The 18,177-nt window shown below is 68.0% G+C and carries 17 protein-coding genes; 9 read left to right on the forward strand and 8 right to left on the reverse strand.

The window, feature by feature from the left end; genetic code table 11:
* Positions 1-31 precede the first annotated feature (31 nt).
* From gcvP to ASG51_RS24705, 3 genes are all read left to right on the forward strand, one after another.
* A complete protein-coding gene (gene gcvP, locus ASG51_RS19925; protein WP_056382627.1) occupies positions 32-2,878 on the forward strand; it encodes an aminomethyl-transferring glycine dehydrogenase in 2,847 nt (948 codons plus the stop codon).
* A 545-nt stretch (positions 2,879-3,423) separates the two neighbouring features.
* Entirely contained in the window at positions 3,424-3,582 is a 159-nt protein-coding gene (locus tag ASG51_RS24375) for a hypothetical protein (protein WP_156375565.1), read from the forward strand.
* Between the two features lie 108 nt (positions 3,583-3,690).
* Positions 3,691-4,941 (forward strand): endo alpha-1,4 polygalactosaminidase, encoded by a 1,251-nt coding sequence (locus ASG51_RS24705; RefSeq protein WP_056382629.1) that lies wholly within the window; start codon positions 3,691-3,693, stop codon positions 4,939-4,941.
* 15 nt (positions 4,942-4,956) lie between these two features.
* On the opposite strand, the gene ASG51_RS19935 is transcribed toward ASG51_RS24705, so the two are convergent.
* Both ASG51_RS19935 and ASG51_RS19940 read right to left on the reverse strand, forming a co-directional pair.
* Positions 4,957-5,454: a helix-turn-helix transcriptional regulator gene (locus ASG51_RS19935; RefSeq protein ID WP_056382631.1), complete on the reverse strand. Its 498-nt coding sequence runs from the start codon at positions 5,452-5,454 to the stop codon at positions 4,957-4,959.
* Positions 5,455-5,833: 379 nt separating this feature from the next.
* Positions 5,834-6,832, reverse strand: coding sequence for a helix-turn-helix domain-containing protein (locus tag ASG51_RS19940; RefSeq protein WP_056382633.1), 999 nt, complete (start codon positions 6,830-6,832; stop codon positions 5,834-5,836).
* Between the two features lie 392 nt (positions 6,833-7,224).
* Between ASG51_RS19940 and ASG51_RS19945 the strand changes: the two genes are divergently transcribed.
* On the forward strand, positions 7,225-7,737 hold the full coding sequence (locus tag ASG51_RS19945) for a methylated-DNA--[protein]-cysteine S-methyltransferase (RefSeq protein ID WP_056219967.1): 513 nt from the start codon (positions 7,225-7,227) through the stop codon (positions 7,735-7,737).
* Between the two features lie 291 nt (positions 7,738-8,028).
* On the opposite strand, the gene ASG51_RS19950 is transcribed toward ASG51_RS19945, so the two are convergent.
* Complete coding sequence (locus ASG51_RS19950) at positions 8,029-8,700, reverse strand: GyrI-like domain-containing protein (RefSeq protein WP_244479975.1); 672 nt, start codon at positions 8,698-8,700, stop codon at positions 8,029-8,031.
* Positions 8,701-9,052: 352 nt separating this feature from the next.
* On the opposite strand from ASG51_RS19950, the gene dapF reads away from it, so the two are divergent.
* Positions 9,053-9,946, forward strand: coding sequence for a diaminopimelate epimerase (gene dapF, locus ASG51_RS19955; protein WP_056382635.1), 894 nt, complete (start codon positions 9,053-9,055; stop codon positions 9,944-9,946).
* 1 nt (position 9,947) lies between these two features.
* Positions 9,948-11,219, forward strand: a complete 1,272-nt coding sequence (gene mtaB, locus ASG51_RS19960; protein ID WP_056382637.1) for a tRNA (N(6)-L-threonylcarbamoyladenosine(37)-C(2))-methylthiotransferase MtaB — start codon at positions 9,948-9,950, stop codon at positions 11,217-11,219.
* Here mtaB and ASG51_RS19965 read toward each other — a convergent pair.
* Positions 11,216-11,929, reverse strand: a complete 714-nt coding sequence (locus tag ASG51_RS19965) for an RluA family pseudouridine synthase (protein ID WP_056382639.1) — start codon at positions 11,927-11,929, stop codon at positions 11,216-11,218. The two genes, mtaB and ASG51_RS19965, sit on opposite strands and share 4 nt — an antisense overlap.
* Positions 11,930-11,970: 41 nt before the next feature.
* On the opposite strand from ASG51_RS19965, the gene ftsY reads away from it, so the two are divergent.
* Together ftsY and ASG51_RS19975 are read left to right on the forward strand one after the other, a co-directional pair.
* Entirely contained in the window at positions 11,971-13,410 is a 1,440-nt protein-coding gene (gene ftsY / locus ASG51_RS19970) for a signal recognition particle-docking protein FtsY (RefSeq protein ID WP_056382641.1), read from the forward strand.
* A 67-nt stretch (positions 13,411-13,477) separates the two neighbouring features.
* Positions 13,478-14,095, forward strand: a complete 618-nt coding sequence (locus ASG51_RS19975) for a septation protein A (protein ID WP_056220417.1) — start codon at positions 13,478-13,480, stop codon at positions 14,093-14,095.
* Positions 14,096-14,120: 25 nt separating this feature from the next.
* Here the strand turns inward: ASG51_RS19975 and ASG51_RS19980 are convergent, their stop codons facing one another.
* Positions 14,121-14,873: a Crp/Fnr family transcriptional regulator gene (locus tag ASG51_RS19980; RefSeq protein ID WP_244480203.1), complete on the reverse strand. Its 753-nt coding sequence runs from the start codon at positions 14,871-14,873 to the stop codon at positions 14,121-14,123.
* 859 nt (positions 14,874-15,732) lie between these two features.
* On the opposite strand from ASG51_RS19980, the gene ASG51_RS19990 reads away from it, so the two are divergent.
* Entirely contained in the window at positions 15,733-16,449 is a 717-nt protein-coding gene (locus ASG51_RS19990) for a Crp/Fnr family transcriptional regulator (RefSeq protein ID WP_056382642.1), read from the forward strand.
* Positions 16,450-16,461: 12 nt separating this feature from the next.
* Here ASG51_RS19990 and ASG51_RS19995 read toward each other — a convergent pair whose 3' ends face one another.
* The 3 genes from ASG51_RS19995 to ASG51_RS20005 all read right to left on the reverse strand — a co-directional run bounded on the left by ASG51_RS19995 (position 16,462) and on the right by ASG51_RS20005 (position 18,111).
* Positions 16,462-17,073, reverse strand: a complete 612-nt coding sequence (locus ASG51_RS19995; protein WP_056382644.1) for a DsbE family thiol:disulfide interchange protein — start codon at positions 17,071-17,073, stop codon at positions 16,462-16,464.
* Positions 17,070-17,234: a heme exporter protein CcmD gene (gene ccmD, locus ASG51_RS20000; protein ID WP_056219992.1), complete on the reverse strand. Its 165-nt coding sequence runs from the start codon at positions 17,232-17,234 to the stop codon at positions 17,070-17,072. Before ccmD ends, ASG51_RS19995 begins: the two co-directional genes overlap by 4 nt.
* A gap of 64 nt (positions 17,235-17,298) precedes the next feature.
* Positions 17,299-18,111 carry a heme ABC transporter permease gene (locus ASG51_RS20005; protein ID WP_056382647.1) on the reverse strand — a complete coding sequence of 271 codons (813 nt, stop codon included), beginning with the start codon at positions 18,109-18,111 and terminating at the stop codon, positions 17,299-17,301.
* Positions 18,112-18,177 lie beyond the last annotated feature (66 nt).

An 18,177-nucleotide genomic window follows, 5' to 3' on the forward strand; every position in this document is an offset into this window, starting at 1 on the left:
AGTCCAGATCATTTACAATCCGAGGTCCCCCATGACCACCGACCGCTACGACCCTCACGACTTCGCCAACCGCCGCCACATCGGCCCGACGACGCAGGAAATCGAGGCGATGCTTGGCGTCGTCGGCGCCGAGAGCCTGCATACCCTGATGGACGAGACCCTGCCGGCCGACATCCGGCAGAAGGAGCGCCTCGATTTCGGGGTCGCCATGACCGAGCGCCGGGTGATCGAGCACATGCGGGGCATCGCCGACAAGAACCGGCTCCTCGTCTCGCTGATCGGGCAGGGCTACCACGGCACCACCATGCCGCCGGTGATCCAGCGCAACATCTTCGAGAACCCGGCCTGGTACACCGCCTACTCGCCCTACCAGCCTGAGATCAGCCAGGGCCGGCTCGAGGCGCTCCTGAACTTCCAGACCCTGGTCTGCGACCTGACCGGCCTCGACATCGCCAACGCCTCGCTCCTCGACGAGGCCACCGCCGCGGCGGAGGCCATGGGCATGGCCCAGCGCATCGCCGGCTCGGGCCGGACCGCGTTCTTCGTCGATGCCGAGTGCCTGCCCCAGACCATCGCGGTGCTGCGCACCCGCGCCGCGCCGCTGGGCTGGACCGTCGTGGTCGGCGATCCGGCCAAGGACCTCGACCCCGCCCAGGTCTTCGGGGCGATCTTCCAGTATCCCGGCGTCTGCGGCGGCATCCGCGACCTGACCCGGCCCATCGCCGACCTGCACGCGGCCGGCGCGGTCGCGGTGGTGGCGGCCGACCCCCTGGCACTGACGCTGCTCACATCGCCGGGCGAGATGGGCGCGGACATCGCCGTCGGCTCAATGCAGCGCTACGGCGTGCCGATGGGCTATGGCGGGCCGCACGCCGCCTACATGGCGACCCGGGACGCGCACAAGCGCACCCTGCCGGGCCGCCTCGTCGGGGTCTCGGTGGATGCCCGCGGCAACCGCGCCTACCGCCTCGCGCTCCAGACGCGCGAGCAGCACATCCGCCGCGAGAAGGCGACCTCGAACATCTGCACCGCGCAGGTGCTGCTCGCGGTCATCGCCGGCATGTACGCGGTCTTCCACGGCCCGCGCGGGCTGAAGGCCATCGCGGCCCGGGTCCATCGCGACGCCGTGCGCCTCGCCGCCGGGCTGGAGGCCCTCGGCTTCACGGTGGAGCCGGAGCACTTCTTCGACACGATCACCGTGCGGGTCGGCGCCTTCCAGGGCCTGATCCTGGGACAGGCGGTGGCCAACGGCGTCAACCTGCGGACGGTGGGCGACGACCGCATCGGCATCACGGTGGACGAGCGCACCCGGCCCGACATCCTCCAGACCGTCTGGCGCGCCTTCGGGGCGAAGGACCCGGCCTATGACGAGGCCTGGCCGGAGCACCGCCTGCCCGCCGCGCTGGTGCGGACCTCCCCCTACTTGACGCATCCGATCTTCCAGATGAACCGGGCCGAGAGCGAGATGACGCGCTACATGCGCCGCCTCGCCGACCGGGACCTGGCGCTGGACCGGGCGATGATCCCACTCGGCTCCTGCACGATGAAGCTCAACGCCACCGCCGAGATGCTGCCGATCTCCTGGCCGGAATTCTCGGAGATCCATCCCTTCGTGCCGGCGGACCAGGCTGAAGGGTACCAGGCCCTCATCGGAGATCTGTCCGAAAAGCTCTGCGCCATCACCGGCTACGACGCGATCTCGATGCAGCCGAATTCCGGGGCTCAGGGCGAGTATGCCGGGCTCCTGGCCATCCGGGCCTATCACCGCGCGCGGGGCGACGCGCACCGGACCGTCTGCCTGATCCCGTCCTCGGCCCACGGCACCAACCCGGCCTCGGCGCAGATGTGCGGCATGAGCGTCGTGGTGGTGGGCGCCGACGCGCAGGGCAACGTCGACCTCGACGATTTCCGCCGGAAGGCCGAGTTGCATTCCGAGACGCTCGCCGCCTGCATGATCACCTATCCGTCGACCCACGGGGTGTTCGAGGTGCAGGTGCGCGCGATCTGCGACATCGTCCACGGCCACGGCGGACAGGTCTACCTCGACGGGGCCAACCTGAACGCCCTGGTGGGCCTCGCCCGCCCCGGCGATATCGGGGCCGACGTCAGCCATCTCAACCTGCACAAGACGTTCTGCATCCCCCATGGCGGGGGCGGCCCCGGCATGGGACCGATCGGCGTCAAGGCGCACCTGATCCCGTTCCTGCCCTCCGACCCGCGTACCGGAGAGGCGGGTGCGGTCTCGGCGGCGCCCTACGGCTCGGCCTCGATCCTGCCGATCTCCTGGAGCTACTGCCTGCTCATGGGCGGGCGCGGCCTGACCCAGGCGACCCGCATCGCCATCCTGAACGCCAACTACATCGCGGCCCGGCTGAAGGGCGCCTACCCGGTGCTGTATTCCGGCGCCCAGGGCCGGGTGGCGCACGAGTGCATCATCGACGTGCGGCCGTTCCAGAAGAGCGCGGGTGTCAGCGTCGAGGACATCGCCAAGCGCCTGATCGATTGCGGCTTCCACCCGCCGACCATGTCCTGGCCGGTGGCCGGCACCCTGATGATCGAGCCCACCGAATCCGAGACCAAGGGCGAGATTGACCGCTTCTGCGAGGCCATGCTGGCGATCCGCGAGGAAATCCGCTCCATCGAGGACGGGCGGATGGACAGGGCCAACAATCCCCTGAAGCACGCGCCCCACACGGTGCGGGACCTCGTGGGAGCCTGGGAACGCCCCTATTCCCGCGAGGCGGCCTGTTTCCCGAGCGGAAGCCTGGGGATGGACAAATACTGGCCCCCGATCAACCGGGTCGACAACGCCTACGGCGACCGCAACCTCGTCTGCGCCTGCCCGCCGGTGGACTCCTACAGCGAGGCGGCAGAGTAGGGACCGCCCATCGCGCTCCCGGCCCACCCGGGACGGGCGCGCCCCTTCCGCGTGACGTCCGCTCGACAGAGCCCTCGGCCTATCGCCAGTCGGGCAGCGTGATCGTCACCATCTTCCCAGTCAGAGGGTCAAAGATCGTCACTGTCATGCCAGCCTCCACTGAAACAGCCGGAGACCTAGCCTTCTCCAGGATTGTGGCTGGAACTTGACTTTACAAAGATCAACAGACAACGATGCTGTTGATTGCCGTGGAATACATCCCAGTGCCCCATCGCGGCCCGCTTCCGCCACACGCCGCCGGTCTGAACCGGCCGGGCGGGACGCCGGAGGCCGAACGCGTTCAGGCGCAGCGGTCGCCCCCCCCGGAACAGCATGTTTTGACGCCAATCCCATAAACGTCTAAGATCAACGCTATCCCAATACGGCAGGAAGAAATATTTATATCAATTGTCATCTGCATTGATCGCCCCGGCGTCGCCGCACGAACTGATATTTGGGTTCGAAGAGGGCGTAATCCTTGGGCGAAGACGCTGGAGGACGCGCCCGTGACCCCTTCCCCCTTCATCCATCTCGACCTGGTACGCCTGCCCGATGGCCGCGTGGGAGCCGTCGTGGGCGTCTGGAACCTGGGCGAAGCCTACGAGATCGACGTGGGCAACATCCGTGAGACCTGGTCCGCGGACGATCTGGCCCCCACCGACTAGGACGCCGGCCACGGGGCGCCCGATCCCGAGACCCGAAGGGGCCCGGCGCGCGCACGCCCTGACGCATCACCATCCGAGATCTCGGAAAAACCCCAGGGAGGCACGGCGATGCCCAAGACGGCCATGTATGTCCTGCAAGGCGTCGATCCGGCGGTGATCGCGGCTGCTCCGTTCGACGTGAAGGTGGTCGAGGCCTACACCGATGACGGGCGGATGTTCACGCCGGCCGAGGTGCAGCAGATGGGCGGCGGCCCGGGCCAGGCCCTGCTCCTCGGCTATTTCAGCCTCGGGGAGGCCGAGGCCTACCGGGACTACTTCGCCACGATCCCGAGCGGAGCCCTCGGACCCGAGGACCCGAACTGGGCGGGCGATTTCGAAGTCGCCTACTGGACGCCGGAGTGGAAGGCCGTCGCCGAAGCCGCCATCGATCGGATGATTCAGGCGGGCTATGACGGCATCTACTTCGACGTGGTCGATGCGTTCGAATTGCCCTGGAGCCAGGCGCATGCCCCCGGGGGCGACGCCGCCGGTGCGATGCGGACGCTGGTCCAGGCGTTGAGCGCCTATGCCAAGGCCCAGGCCCCGACCTTCAAGGTCTGGGTCAACGGAGCGGAGGACCTGCTGACGGACCAAGCCTACGTCGACAGCATCGACGGGTTGTTCAAGGAGAACCTGTTCTACAACGATGACGGCTCCGCGAAGCGGCCCGCCGCCGAGACGCAGGCGAGCCTCGACCAGTTGAAGATCGCCCAGGATGCCGGCAAGGACGTCGTCGCGATCGAGTACGTGACCGGGGCGCAGAAGGTCGCCGATGTCCACGCCAAGGCCGAGGCGGCCGGGATGGGAAGCTACGTCGCCAAGCTCGATCTCATCGGCGTCGACACCGAGGGCGTTCTGCCCGGCCAGGTCATGCACGATGACGGCATCCTGCGCGATGACGGCCCCGGCGACGCGGCGGTCTTGCCCGAGCCGACACCGCCCATGCCACCCTCCGCCACGCCGCCGCCCGTCACGACGACGCCCCCCGGTGAGGACGGCACCGCCACGCCGGTCGGACCCGACCACCACGCCGGTGGGCAGCAGGGGCACGGGGACCCCGCGGGCAGCGATGCCCACCGCTCGCTCGCGAGCGAAGCCGGCACCGACAGCTTCGTGTTCGTAGAGGGGGGCCAGGGACCGCGGGATCCGGCCGCCGACCTGCGTGTCGAGGCCACGGCCCTGATGGCCGGCGCCCCGGCGCCTCGATTGCACGAGACCGGCGATCCCGCGGACGGGACCGATCCCGGCGCGGGCATCGACGTCGCCCCGCATCAGGCCCCGCATGCGGGGCTGGCGCATCACGACATCCCGCTGTTCTGAGCGGGACGCCGCGCCTCAGCCCGCGTGGCCGGGAATCCGTGCCGGAAGCACGGATACCGGCGGGGTGGTGCGCTTGGCCTTGGCCACCGCGATCGTGCCGCCGTCGAGGGTGACGAAGCGGATGCCTCCGCCCCGCAGGGTGTCGACCACGAGGCGGTAGCTGCGCCGGGCGACGTCCTGCGGTTCCAGCTCGATGCGCTTGATCGTCGAGATCGAGAGGCCGCTCTCCAGGGCGAGATCGGACATCGACCAGTTGAGCAGGGCTCGCGCGGCCCGGAGATGATCGGGCGTCAGGCTCCCGGTCGCGGCGATGTCACGCTCCACCGACAGCAGGGCCGACCTGCCGAGCTCCTCGCAGAGGGTCGAGAACACGATCTGGCCGAGACGCCTCTGCAATTCGTCCTCGAGGCCCGCCGGATCGGCGATGGCGATCGACGCGGGCGGCGCGTCCCCTGTGCCCGGACCGGCTCCCTCGGGGAAGACTCGCGGCGCGACGGTCCGGTCCCGATTCAAGTTTTCCAGCCAGGCAAGCGTGGGTTCAGTACAGGGCATCTGGCGACACGTGTGATGGCAACATCAGGAAAGGTTTGCAAAAGAGGAGCGGAACTATCGGCACTGTGCTGCAGCAACAGATACGACCGCGATCGCAGCTCCAAATCGATCAATTTCGCGCAAGACATTCGAAGTCTACCCCACAGCTCCATCGCGTTTTCGGTGTTCTCTTGCAGGCGAAACGACGCTGACTGAAATTCTATCAAATGACTGAAACTGTCAAATTTTCGCAAACATGATACGGTCGCGCGCGATCCCGATAGAGACGCCTGATCGCCGCTCCGATGAATGGCGAAGGCCGATTCGCAGCCGGCACCGTCGCCAAGTCGTTCCGGACGCCTCAGAGGGCGCGGCCGGTGCGGCGGGTTTCCGTCGGCGTGCGGCCGTACTGGCGGCGATAGCGCTGGCCGAAGTCGCCCATATGCACGAAGCCCCAGGAGCGGGCGATCTCGGCGACGGACAGGGACGCCTTAGCGGGCGACATCAGGTCCTGATGGACCTGCGCCAGGCGCCGCTCGAGGATGACCTGGACCGGCGTGCGCCCCAGGTCCCGGCGGAACCGGTTCTGAAGCGAGCGCACGCTGATCCCCGCCACCGCCGCGATGTCGGCCAGGGTCAGGGCCCGCGAGAGATTCGCCTCGATGTAGTCGAGCGCCCGGCCGAGGCTGCGGGAGGGGATATCCTGCGCCTGGGACGGCGCGGGAGCGTCGCGTCGGGGCCAGGCCGACAGCAACTGGTAGCTCAGGACCTCCTTGAGGAGCTGAAAGGTCAGGTCGTCGTGGCACTCGATTGCCTGGATCTGCTCCTGAACCCGCCGCAGGGTGAGAAACAAGGCCATCATGGCGGGGGTCGCCACGGAGGCCGTGGGCGTGAGATCCGGCAGGGTGCCATCGCTGCGGCCCGTCAGGGCCGCATGGGCGGCCGTCAGCACATCAACACTGAACGTTCCGCTGACCGCGCTGAACGCGCCGTAGGCCTGGACCTCCCGCAGGTCGCTGAAATTGACGAGGGTCGCATGGGTCGGAACGCCGTCGACGTCTCCGGATCGGCGCCGATAGATGATGTGGCCGCTCGTCACGAAGCGGATCGTGATCAGCTGTGCGTTGTACTTGGGTTCCGTCACGAAGCCGCTGGACGAGCGGGTCTCCCACAGGCTGAAGGCCTTGCTCTGCGTCCCTGCGATCGCGATGTCGGGCGCGGTCGAACGCAGGATGTCGAAATTGACCGCGAGTCCGCCGCGATCGTTGAACAACTGGAGCTGTCGCATCGAGGCGATGCTGGCGACGAACCGCCCCTGGGAGCGCCAGGTGACCGGCTCGGGACGCGTATGACCCGTCATGGCAACTTGCCCGATGCCCCCACCGTCCGACACGTCCTTCGGCGCGCTCTTCTCGGGATGCGTGCCAGGATGCGACCCCTGTTAGGCGAGGTACTTCCGCCTACGCAAATAATTTGCGCGAAATCCACCCGAACGGTAAATCGCGCAGATCGTCCAACTCCGCCAAAACCAGTATCAACGCCAAAACCAAGAGTTGATAAATTGAAATTTTGAGTTGCAGATCGCTGGCATGACTGGTCCAAACGCGTCACGCGACGCTCCGCATCTGCCCGACGCACGGGTCCGGTCGCCTGACGACCAGCCCCAATCAATCTTGAGCGCAAAATGCGTGACCTCTGGAAATCCGACCCGAAAGAGAGCGAAGGTCAGGTCCCTCGCCGACGAGCCGCGCCATGCCCGCAACGCGCTTCACGATCCTGCCGACCCCCATCGGTCCGCTGGTCCTCGCCGGACCGGACGAACGCCTCGCCTGCATCGGCCTTCCCCGCGGCAAGGGCGCGGTGATGCCGGGTCCGGACTGGCACCGGGACGACACCGCCTTCGCCCCGGCGCGCGCTCAGCTCGAAGCCTACTTCGACGGGCGCCTCATCCGCTTCGACCTCGCCCTCGCACCGCGCGGCACGCCCTTCCAGCACGCGGTCTGGCAGGCGCTTACCGAGATCCCGCCGGGGGAGACGATCAGCTACGGCGAACTCGCCCGCAGCATCGGCCGGCCGGGTGCCAGCCGCGCCGTGGGGGCAGCCAACGGCGCCAATCCCCTGCCCATCGTCGTGCCGTGCCACCGGGTCATCGGGGCCGGCGGCACCCTGACGGGCTTCGCCGGCGGCCTCGACATCAAGCGCTTCCTGCTGGCGCTGGAACGGGTCCCGGGCGCCGCGCCGGGCGGGCAGGCCAGCCTGTTCTGAGCCGGCCGCGACCGGACGGTCTCACGCCGACGGCGCGCGGGAACGGCCCCATTCCTGCCACGTCCCCGAATCGGCTCGCAGCGCCTGCAACCCTGCGCTCGCCTTCGAGGCCTGCGCCAGGATGCGGTGCGGCTCCCGCATCCGATCTGGCCGCCCGTGCAGCTTTCCTCGACGGTCGGGGCTCTCAGCGAGCTGGCGGCCACGACGTCGGCGCGGCGGAGCGCGTGATCCAGCGGAACGACGGCCGGCTCGGCGAGGCCGAACCGGCCGCGGTCCGGGCCTGACCGCCCGCTACTTCGGCAGGGCGTAGATGTTCACGTCGAGCTTCTCGTCGGCCTTGTCGTTCAAGTCCGTGACGTATTCCTCGATGAACTTGTCCTGCACGACGATGTCCTTGGCATCCAGGTAGGCGGTCAGGGTCTCGTAGGTGCCGTCGATCTCGTCGTAGGAGCCCTTGTGCGGGAAGCGCAGGGCGCGGCCGCTCGGCGTGGTGCCGAAGCGCAGGCCGTCGGCCTCGGCCGGCTTGGGGTCCGGCATCGCGGCGATCGGGATCATCGCGTCGTACTGGAAGCCGTCGTCGTCGGTCTTGGCGAAGACCGCGATCGGCCGGCCCACGGCCTGGATGCCGGCCTTGGCGAGGTCGCCCTCGATGCGCTGGAACGCGGCCTTGAGGCTCGGCACCGCCTCCTCCCACTTCGTCCGCCCGGCGAGGATCGCTGCGGGCTTCGCGGGTAGCGAGACCTCGTCGACGTCGTTGGCGTCGCCGGGGGTGGCCACCAGGGTCTGCCGAGGTCCGGCCGTCGGCGTGGCGGAGGGCGCCGTTCCAGCCTGGGCCGGCACCGGGATGTCCGCCGTCCCGGGCGTCTTCGGATCGGGGTTGGTGGTGGTCGGCAGCGGGTTGGCCGCGGCCGGCGGCGTGACCGCCTGGGCCAGGACCGGTTTCGCGGCGCAGACGGTCGACAGCGCGACGCACCCGGCGAGCACCGTGGCGAGCGGCTTGAGGCTGGAGCGGGTCAAGAAGCGGGGACGGGTCAAGGCGGTGGCTCCGGATCGGCGCGGGGCGCATCGAATCGCACACCCCTGGGCCCGTGCGGAGAAACTAGGCGCGATGCCCGCGGCCGGCGAGACGTCCCGGGTGCCGCGCCGCACGAAGCCGGCAAGGCGCGGCGCTTCTGCAACGCAGCCGCGGCGCCGGGCCCCGTGCGTGCGCGGTCGCTTTGGCCTATAGCCCCACCAGGGCCGGTCGCCCTCGTGGGGGTCCGTCGACCCGCGCGATCTCGAGCCCCCCGGACGCACGACACAGAGACAAGGCGGCATGAGCGAGCTTGCCCATCGACGGTTCCTGAAGATGCACGGAGCCGGAAACCAGATCGTGGTGCTGGACCTGCGCGGCACGCAGACGCAGGTCACGGCCGGGGAGGCGCGTGCCATCGCGGCCTATCCCCGGGCGCAGTTCGACCAGCTCATGGTGATCCACGATGCCCGTACGCCCGGCACCGACGCGTCCCTGAGGATCTACAACACCGACGGTTCGGAAGCCGGCGCCTGCGGCAACGGCACCCGCTGCGTCGCCTACGCGATGCTCGACGACCCCGCCATGGCCCGGCCGGCCGAGAGCGGGCGACTCCTCCTGGAGACCCGCGGCGGCTTGGTGGGCGTCAAGCGCGTCGCCGAGCGCTCCTTCACCGTCGACATGGGCCGCCCGAAGCTGGCCTGGGCCGAGATCCCGCTGGCCGAGCCGTTCCAGGACACCCGCCGGATCGAGCTGCAGATCGGTCCGACCGACGATCCGGTTTTGCATTCGCCCGGGGTCGTGAACATGGGCAACCCGCACGCGGTGTTCTTCGTGGATCGCGATCCCGACATCTACGACCTCGCCCGGATGGGCCCGATGCTGGAGAACCACCCGATCTTCCCGGACCGCGCCAACATCTCGGTCGCCCAGGTCCTGGGTCCGGACCGGATCAAGCTCCGGGTCTGGGAACGCGGCGCCGGATTGACGCTGGCCTGCGGCACCGCCGCCTGCGCCACGGTGGTGGCCGCTTCGCGCCTGCGCATGATCGGCCGGGGCGCCACGGTGAGCCTGCCCGGCGGCGACCTCGTCATCGAGTGGCGCGCCGACGACCACGTCCTGATGACCGGTCCGGTGGCGCTGGAATGGGACGGCAGCTTCCCGCCGGAGATCTTCTCCGCCGAAGACGCCGCCTGAGATGGCGGTCGAGACCCTGACCTTCGGCTGCCGCCTCAACACCGTCGAGTCCGAGGTCATGCGCGGGCATGCGGCGGCGGGGGCGGCCTCCGCGGACCTCGTCATCGTCAACACTTGCGCGGTGACCGCCGAGGCCGGGCGCCAGGCCCGCAAGGCCATCCGCAAGCTCGCCCGCGAACGCCCCGGCGCCGAGATCGTGGTCACCGGCTGCGGCGCCCAGGTCGAGACCGGCGCCTATGCGGCCATGCCGGAGGTGGCGCGCCTCGTCGGCAACGACGCCAAGGGCCGGGCCGAGACCTGGTCCCGTCCGGTCCGGCCGGAGGCGCGCAATGCCGTCGACGACATCATGACGGTGCGCCACGCCACGCCGACCCGGATCGCCGGAATCGCCGGGCACACCCGGGCCTTCGTGCCCATCCAGAACGGCTGCGATCACCGTTGCACCTTCTGCATCATCCCCTTCGGGCGCGGAAACTCGCGCTCCCTGCCCGTTTCGGATGTGGTCGATCAGGTCGCCCGCATCGTCGAGGCCGGCGGGCACGAGGTGGTGCTCACCGGGGTCGACCTGACCGCTTATGGCCGCGACCTCGACGCGACCCCGAGCTTGGGATACCTGATACAGACCATCCTCGCGCAGGTGCCCGGCCTCGCCCGGCTGCGCCTCTCCTCCATCGATTCCATCGAGGCCGACGTGGCGCTGATGGCGGCGATCGCCGGCGAGGCGCGGCTGATGCCGCATTTCCATCTCTCCCTCCAGGCCGGCGACGACCTCATCCTGAAGCGGATGAAGCGGCGTCACGCCCGCGCGGACGCGATCCGATTCTGCAACACGGTCAGAGCCTTGCGCCCCGGCGCCGTCTTCGGGGCTGACCTGATCGCGGGCTTCCCCACCGAGACCGAGGCGCAGTTCGCCCGTTCCCTCGACCTCGTGGCCGAGTGCGGCCTGACGCATCTCCACGTCTTCCCGTACTCCGCCCGGCCCGGCACCCCGGCGGCCCGGATGCCACCGGTGCCCGGCGACGTCATCCGGGATCGCGCCGCACGCCTGCGAGCCGCCGGCGACGCCGCTCTCGCGGCCCATCTCGCCGGCGAGGTGGGCCGGACCCGCCGGGTGCTCACGGAACGGGGCGGTCTCGGCCGCACGGACGCCTTCACGCCGGTCCGGCTCCCACCCGGGACACCGCCCGGGATCTTCGCCGACGTGACGATCGTCGGGCACGACGGCCGGGTTCTCATCGCCGCCGAAACGGATCGCAGCCGACCGGTCGACTAAGCGGGGTCCGGTCCCTGGAAACCGCACACGGCCAACCCCGCCTGCATGTGCCCCGGAGCCGGCGCTTCGACCCGGATCGGGGCCTTCTTCGGATAAAGCGGGAGCGTGAGCGCGCGGGCATGCAGCTGGAGGCCCGGGCCACCGCTGCGGGGGGCGGTGCCGTAGATCGGGTCGCCGAGGATGGGAAAGCCCATCGCGGCGCAGTGGACGCGCAGCTGATGCGTCCGCCCGGTGACCGGCGAGAGGGCGAGCCAGGTCAGGCCGCCGCCGCGCCCGAGGACCGCGAAGCGGGTGAGGGCGGCATCGCCCGCCGGGTCGACCTTCATCCACCAGGAGCGGGGATCGTCGGAGCGCCGCGCCAGGGACAGGGCGATCTCACCGGCCTCCGTCTCGGGCCCGCCCTCGACCAGGGCCCAGTAGGTCTTCTCGACCGTACCGCTTGCGGCGAAGAGCCTGTTCAGGCGGGCAAGGGCCTTGGCGTGGCGTCCGAGAGCGAGGCAGCCGGAAGTATCGCGATCCAGGCGATGGGCTGCCTCCGGCCGGCGGGGCAGACCGAAGCGCAGGGCGTCGAGATGGTCGGTGAGAGTGGCGCCGCCTTTCGGGCCGGGATGGACCGGCAAACCCGCCGGCTTGTCGATGACGAGCACAAGGGCATCGCGGTAGAGGAGGCGCGCGCCTATGTCTGTTACGAGGGCATCGGCTGGGGGCATGGCCCTGCGCTAACCATGCCGGGTCCGGGGAGCAAGCGGGAATGAGCGAAGACAAGAGGCCGGGCTGGCTGCTGCGCAAGATGTTCGGCACCAAGGAGGAGGAGCGGCCCGCTCCGGTGCCGGTTCAACCGCCGGATCCCAAACCGGCCCGAAAGTCCGTCGTCGAGCCGGTGGTCGAACCGGCTGCGCTGCCCGTCGACTCCCCCGCCTCGCTGTCCGAGGGCCAACCGGACTTCGCCACGGCCGCGACGGACGTCTCCCACGTCCCGCCACCACCCGGCGAGCCGGGTGAGGGGACACCGGACAAGAACGCGATCCCGGACGAACTCGAGGGCGCCGACCTCCAGCCCGTGGAAGGCGCCAAGGAGCGCCCGCCCGCCGGCACGGCCGGGGACGATCCCGCTCGGGGGGCCGAGCCCGCCGACACGACGAGCCAAGCCTTCGCGCCCGAGCCGGCACAGGCAGTTCCACGAGCGCCACTGCCCGAACCTGAGCCCGAGCCCGAAGTCTCGACTCAGATTTTCATGCCGGAGCCCGACGGGGCTTCCGAAGAGCCCAAGCGCGGCTGGTGGAGCCGCCTGACGGGGGGCATGAAGCGGACCTCGTCGGCCCTGACCGAGCGCGTCACCGGTCTGTTCACCAAGCGCAAGCTCGACGCCGACACCCTGGAGGAGCTCGAAGACGCCCTGATCCAGGCCGATTTCGGCATCGAAACCGCGACTCGGATTTCGGAGGCCGTAGGCAAAGGCCGCTACGAGAAGGGTATCTCTCCGGATGCCGTCCGCGAGATTCTGGCGGCGGAGGTGGAGCGCGCGCTCACCCCCGTGGCGATTCCCTTTCGCATCGATGCCTCGAAGAAGCCTTTCGTCATCTTGATGATCGGGGTCAACGGCGCGGGCAAGACCACCACCATCGGCAAGCTCGCGCTGAAGCTCAAGGCAGAAGGGCACTCCCTGATGCTGGCCGCCGGCGACACCTTCCGGGCTGCCGCGATCGAGCAACTCAAGGTCTGGGGCCAGCGCACGCAGACGCCGGTCATCGCCCGGGCGCAGGGCGCGGACGCGGCGGGCCTCGCCTTCGATGCCTACGAGGCGGCCAAGGCGCAGGGAACCGATGTGCTCCTCATCGACACGGCGGGCCGGCTGCAGAACAAGGCGGGCCTGATGGCGGAGCTGGAAAAGATTCTCCGGGTGATCCGCAAGATCGACCCGCAAGCGCCCCATGCGGTACTTCTCGTTCTCGACGCCACCGTGGGCCAGAACGCACTGAGCCAAGTCGAGCTGTTCTCGAAGGCCGCGAACGTAACCGGCCTCGTCATGACCAAGCTCGACGGCACGGCCCGCGGCGGCATCCTGGTGGCACTCGCCGCGAAGTTCGGCCTGCCGGTGCACTTCATCGGCGTCGGCGAGGGCGTCGAGGACCTAGAGCCTTTCGCGGCTCGAGATTTCGCCCGGGCTATCGCGGGCCTGGACGCCGGGTGACGCGGCGCTCGCCCTGAAGCGCCGTGTCGCGGTAAGCCGCCACCCGGAACCCTATATGACGGATACCATGCAGATCGAAGCCATCCCCCCGCGTCGCCATCTCCCTCCGCTCCTGAAGCTCGCCCTCGAGCTCGGGCCTTTGATGGTCTTCTTCTTCGGTAACGCCTACGCCGAACGCCTCGGCGTTCACCCGGATCAGAAGCTGTTCGTGGCGACGGGCGCCTTCATCGCCGCCACCCTGGCGGCCCTGGCGGTCCATTATGCGCTGATGCGGCGCCTGCCCATCATGCCCCTGGTTTCGGGCGTGGTGGTGGTCGTGTTCGGTGGCCTGACCCTGGCGCTGCAGGACAAGACCTTCATCATGATGAAGCCGACCATCGTGAACACGCTGTTCGGCCTCGTGCTGCTGGGTGGCCTCGCCTTCCGAAAATCCCTGCTCTCGGTCGTGCTGGATTCGATGTTCGCCCTCACGGAGGATGGATGGCGCAAGTTGACCTTCCGCTGGGGGGTATTCTTCCTCTTCCTGGCGGTGATCAACGAGGTCGTCTGGCGAACTCAGACCGAGGATTTCTGGGTCAGCTTCAAGGTCTTCGGCATCATGCCGCTGACTATCGCCTTCGCGTTGGCCCAGACTCCGCTCCTCCTGCGCCATGAGCGCAAGGCGCCGGATACAGGTTCCGCCTGATATCGCGCGGAGCCGACGGCGTTCCTCAGGCCTCGCCGAGGATGCGGGCATACTCGGCCTCCGGAACGCCGTAGGACGCTCCGGCGACAGCCAGGAGGGCGGCACGATCACGGATTCCGATACCGCCCCGGCGCATCTTCAGGGCACCGGCGAGTTCGAGCATGCGCAGCCCGGTCGTCACGCCTGCGCGCCGGACGCCGAGCATCAATGAAAGCGTCTCGTGCGTCAGGGGCAGATCCTCCCGGTCGGCTCTGTCGTGACACATCAGCAGCCAGCGGGCGAGGCGCTGCTCGATGGTGAAATGCGCATTGCAGAGACCGGCTTGCGCCAATTGCACGGCGTAGACCTGAGCGTAACGCAGAAAGTAAGCCTGCAGCGCCCGGCTCTCGGCCAAGGCCGTCCGGAACGCCTCAGCCTCGATCCGCAGGGTCCGACACGGTACCTGAACGAAGGCGGTGTGCGGCGCTCTGTCGACACCGTTGAGCAAGGCAATGCCGATCATACCCTCAGGCCCAACGATCCCGGCCTCCGATTGAACGCCGTCGGGCGTGTGCGCGATCACGGAGATCATGCCCGGCTCCGGAAAATGCACGGCCGCAATCGGCTCGCCAGGGACTTCGAGCACGGCCCCCTGCTCGAATGAGCAACGAACCAGCGATGGCCGGAGACGCTCGAACTCGAGCGGCAGCAACGCGCGAAGGAGGCGGTTACGAACTTCGGATTGCAGAATGATCGACGTCACAACCCCGACAATCAATAGGCGGGCGTGCGAACGCAAGGTCACCCGCAGCCCAGACTTACCTCGGGCGACGAAGCGGACATGCCATATCGAATCTGCATTGTGAAGAGAACAACAAGTTGTATTTCCATCCGTTATCAGACGAAGCACTTATCTAGAAAAATAGAGTGCTTCATCGAAAACGGGGATCACGAGTTACGTCACACATCAATATAGATTTAGTTGAAAATATATAGCCACAACCGACGGAGGCATGGTTCCATCCGTGATTGCCCTGTCAGCCGGGTCGGACATCGGGCGCGTCATTCACCGGTGATCGGCGCGGAATCCCTTCCTGTCTTCTCGATATTCTTACCCGTAGCTGCACCCACGACGGGACCCTCAGATGGCAGACCAGGGGACCGGGGCTCCTCTGCAAAGACACGCGCTTCGCGGCGCCGTTCAACCCTCGTGTCGCGTGAGGACATCGAGGTGATTACCGAATGGAACCGCCACGACCCAGTACCTCCTGAATATCCGGGATCAAGGTACATTGGTCCGTGATCTCCAGGGCGATGTCCGACTGGGCTTGCCTCAGGCAGGGGACCTCGTCGAACGGACTGCTCGCGACATTCGCAACCGCCCAGAGACTTATGGTGATCCGAAAAATCAGGAAGCGCCGCAGCTTCGAAGTCACGGATCCATCCGGTTTGATCCTGCTCGCGATCGCGTTTTCGACCGTGCGATCGCGTACCGTTTGGGGCAGGCACAGACATGCCCGGCCCAAGAAATTGTACGGCATAGTACCGACGCCCTCCGGTGCAGTTCCTTCAGACCTGGATCCGGCTATGAGAGACGACTGTCCCCCTGTCCGAGCAGCAAGACGTTCGACGGCTGCTCGATCGAGCCGCTACGTTTCATGCCGGTGCCGTCACAGCGATACGTTCGAAATCACCTCCTCAGCATCCTCAGCCCCGATGATTATGAGGCGATCCAATCCGTTGCGGAAGGCGTGGCGCTGGGGCGCCGGGACATCCTGATCGCCGCCAACAAATCGATCACGCACGTCTATCTCCTTGAATCGGGCATCGCCTCGGAGGTTGCCGCTACACCCGAGGGCCGGCGGATTGAGGTGTGTATCACCGGTCCCGAAGGAATCGTCGGGGTCCCGCTACTGCTCGATGTCGACCGGACGCCCCACGAGACCTTCGTACAGATCGAGGGGGACGCGGTGCGGGTCGAGGCCGCAGCATTCCGGCGCCTCGTTGAGGAACGGCGGATCCTCAGGCGGATCGTCGGGCATTATGCCTATGCGGCTCATCTACAAACCGCCGGAACCGCGCTTTCCAACGGCAGTCATACCCTGGAGGAACGCCTCGCCCGTTGGCTCCTGATGTGCCACGATCGGGTGGACGGAGACGAGTTCCCCGTCACCCACGAGTTCCTCTCGACGATGCTCGGCGTGCGCCGCCCCGGCGTGACGACGGCGATCCATAGCCTTGAGGGGGCCGGCATGATCAAGGCTCGACGCTCGCATGTCCAAGTGCTGGACCGCGACAAGCTCAAGGCCGCGGCAGGAGACAGCTACGGCGTGCCCGAGGCGGAGTATCGCCGCCTGATCCACGCGGGGCGCTGAGCGTCCGCCGGGTCACCGCGGGACGGAGGCCGCCGATCCGATGGACCGGATCTTGTCGAGCACGCCGGCATAGCTCTCCGGGGTCAGAATTCCCACGAGCTTTTCGCGAATGATCCCATCCGGTCCGATGATGAAGGTCTCCGGCACTCCGTAGACGCCGAAATCGATCCCGGTCCGTCCCTCCGTATCAAGGCCCACGGCTCGGAATGGAACGCCGTTCCGGGTCAGGAAACGACGTCCGTTCTCCGGCGTGTCCTTGTAGTCGATGCCGACCAAGTGGACGCCCGGCTCGCGCGCCAATCGCATGAGCTGCGGATGCTCGATCTGGCAGGGAGCGCACCACGAAGCCCAGAAGTTGACCACCGTGACCTTGCCGAGAAGGTCGGCACGGGAGAGGCCGGGAACCGGCGCGCCCTGCGCAATCAGGCCCGGCATCGCCGGAAGGGTGAAGGCCGGCGCCGGCTTGCCGATCAGCGCAGAGGGAATGGCCGCGGGATCGGCGCCCGAGCGCAGGCGAAGAAAGAAGATTCCGGCAAGGACTGCGAAGGTGACGAGCGGCAGGATGACTAGAAGCGATCGCCGGACCGGTGCCGGAGTCTGCAGCGAGGGTTGGGGCGTGCTCATGACCGGACTCCCGACCCGTCCATCACCTCGCCTTGCAGCCGATCCAGTTCCCGCTTCCGGGCGCGATGATCGCGCAAGGCATGCAGGATGAGCCCGCCAATCACCAGAGCGGTGAAGGCATAGGCGCCGAGGATGTAGCCGGCGTGGTGGCCAAGGGTCATGGACGGGACTTTACGAGTGAGGTTTCCGGAGTGCCGGTCTCTTCGGCCCGCATCGACGCGGAGCTCACAGGCTTTGAACCACCCGACCGATCGGCGCCTGCCCCATCGGCTCCTGGCTGATCGACGCCCCACGTACGGACGACGGGCTGGCATCGAGGCGTTCGGCTTCGCGTAGGGTCAGGGCCCGAACGCGCCGGCGCAGGATCTCGGTGCGCATGGCATAGAGGTGCAAGGTGACCCCGAGGATCGTGAATGCGAGGATCATCGCGAGCAGCGGGTAGAGCATGCTGGGATCGATGGACGATCCGCCCATGCGCATGATCGAGGCCGGTTGGTGCAGGGTCGACCACCAGTTCACCGAGAACTTGATGATCGGCAGGTTCACCGCACCGACCAGGGTCAGGATGGCGATGGCACGCGCGGCCCGGTTCGGATCTTCGATCGTTCGCCACAGGGCGATGATCCCGCAATAGATCAGGAACAGCACGAGCATCGAGGTCAGGCGCGCATCCCAGACCCAGTAGGTGCCCCACATGGGCTTGCCCCACAGCGACCCGGTCACGAGGCAGATGAGCGTGAACGCCGCTCCGATCGGCGCGGCGGCGCGCTGGGCGACGTCGGCCAGGGGGTGACGCCAGACGAGGGTTCCGATGGCCGAGATCGCCATGGCACCGTAGAAGAAGACGCCAAGCCAGGCCGCCGGCACGTGGATGTACATGATCCGTACGGTCTCGCCCTGCTGGTAATCGGGCGGCACGACGAACCAAGTGAGATACAGACCGACCCCGAGGAGCAGGCCCGACAGCCCGGCGAGCCAGGGCATCACGGGCTGGGTCCAGCGCAGGAAGTGACCGGGATGGGCAAGGCGTGTCCACATGGTCTCGCCCTCTAGCGCAGGGTGCGGTGCAGCGGCAATGCGTGGGTTACGCGCAGGAGGCGCGGC

Source organism: Methylobacterium sp. Leaf465 (genome assembly GCF_001424705.1).
In the GTDB taxonomy this organism is placed as follows: Bacteria; Pseudomonadota; Alphaproteobacteria; order Rhizobiales; family Beijerinckiaceae; genus Methylobacterium.

Bases quoted from the DNA above. Each gene is read 5' to 3' on its own strand.
- gcvP (WP_056382627.1), top strand. From the start codon at position 32: ATGACCACCGACCGCTACGACCCTCACGACTTCGCCAACCGCCGCCAC.
- ASG51_RS24705 (WP_056382629.1), top strand. From the start codon at position 3,691: ATGCCCAAGACGGCCATGTATGTCCTGCAAGGCGTCGATCCGGCGGTG.
- ASG51_RS19940 (WP_056382633.1), bottom strand. From the start codon at position 6,832: ATGACGGGTCATACGCGTCCCGAGCCGGTCACCTGGCGCTCCCAGGGG.
- ASG51_RS19945 (WP_056219967.1), top strand. From the start codon at position 7,225: ATGCCCGCAACGCGCTTCACGATCCTGCCGACCCCCATCGGTCCGCTG.
- dapF (WP_056382635.1), top strand. From the start codon at position 9,053: ATGAGCGAGCTTGCCCATCGACGGTTCCTGAAGATGCACGGAGCCGGA.
- mtaB (WP_056382637.1), top strand. From the start codon at position 9,948: ATGGCGGTCGAGACCCTGACCTTCGGCTGCCGCCTCAACACCGTCGAG.
- ASG51_RS19965 (WP_056382639.1), bottom strand. From the start codon at position 11,929: ATGCCCCCAGCCGATGCCCTCGTAACAGACATAGGCGCGCGCCTCCTC.
- ftsY (WP_056382641.1), top strand. From the start codon at position 11,971: ATGAGCGAAGACAAGAGGCCGGGCTGGCTGCTGCGCAAGATGTTCGGC.
- ASG51_RS19975 (WP_056220417.1), top strand. From the start codon at position 13,478: ATGCAGATCGAAGCCATCCCCCCGCGTCGCCATCTCCCTCCGCTCCTG.
- ASG51_RS19990 (WP_056382642.1), top strand. From the start codon at position 15,733: ATGCCGGTGCCGTCACAGCGATACGTTCGAAATCACCTCCTCAGCATC.
- ASG51_RS19995 (WP_056382644.1), bottom strand. From the start codon at position 17,073: ATGAGCACGCCCCAACCCTCGCTGCAGACTCCGGCACCGGTCCGGCGA.
- ccmD (WP_056219992.1), bottom strand. From the start codon at position 17,234: ATGACCCTTGGCCACCACGCCGGCTACATCCTCGGCGCCTATGCCTTC.
- ASG51_RS20005 (WP_056382647.1), bottom strand. From the start codon at position 18,111: ATGTGGACACGCCTTGCCCATCCCGGTCACTTCCTGCGCTGGACCCAG.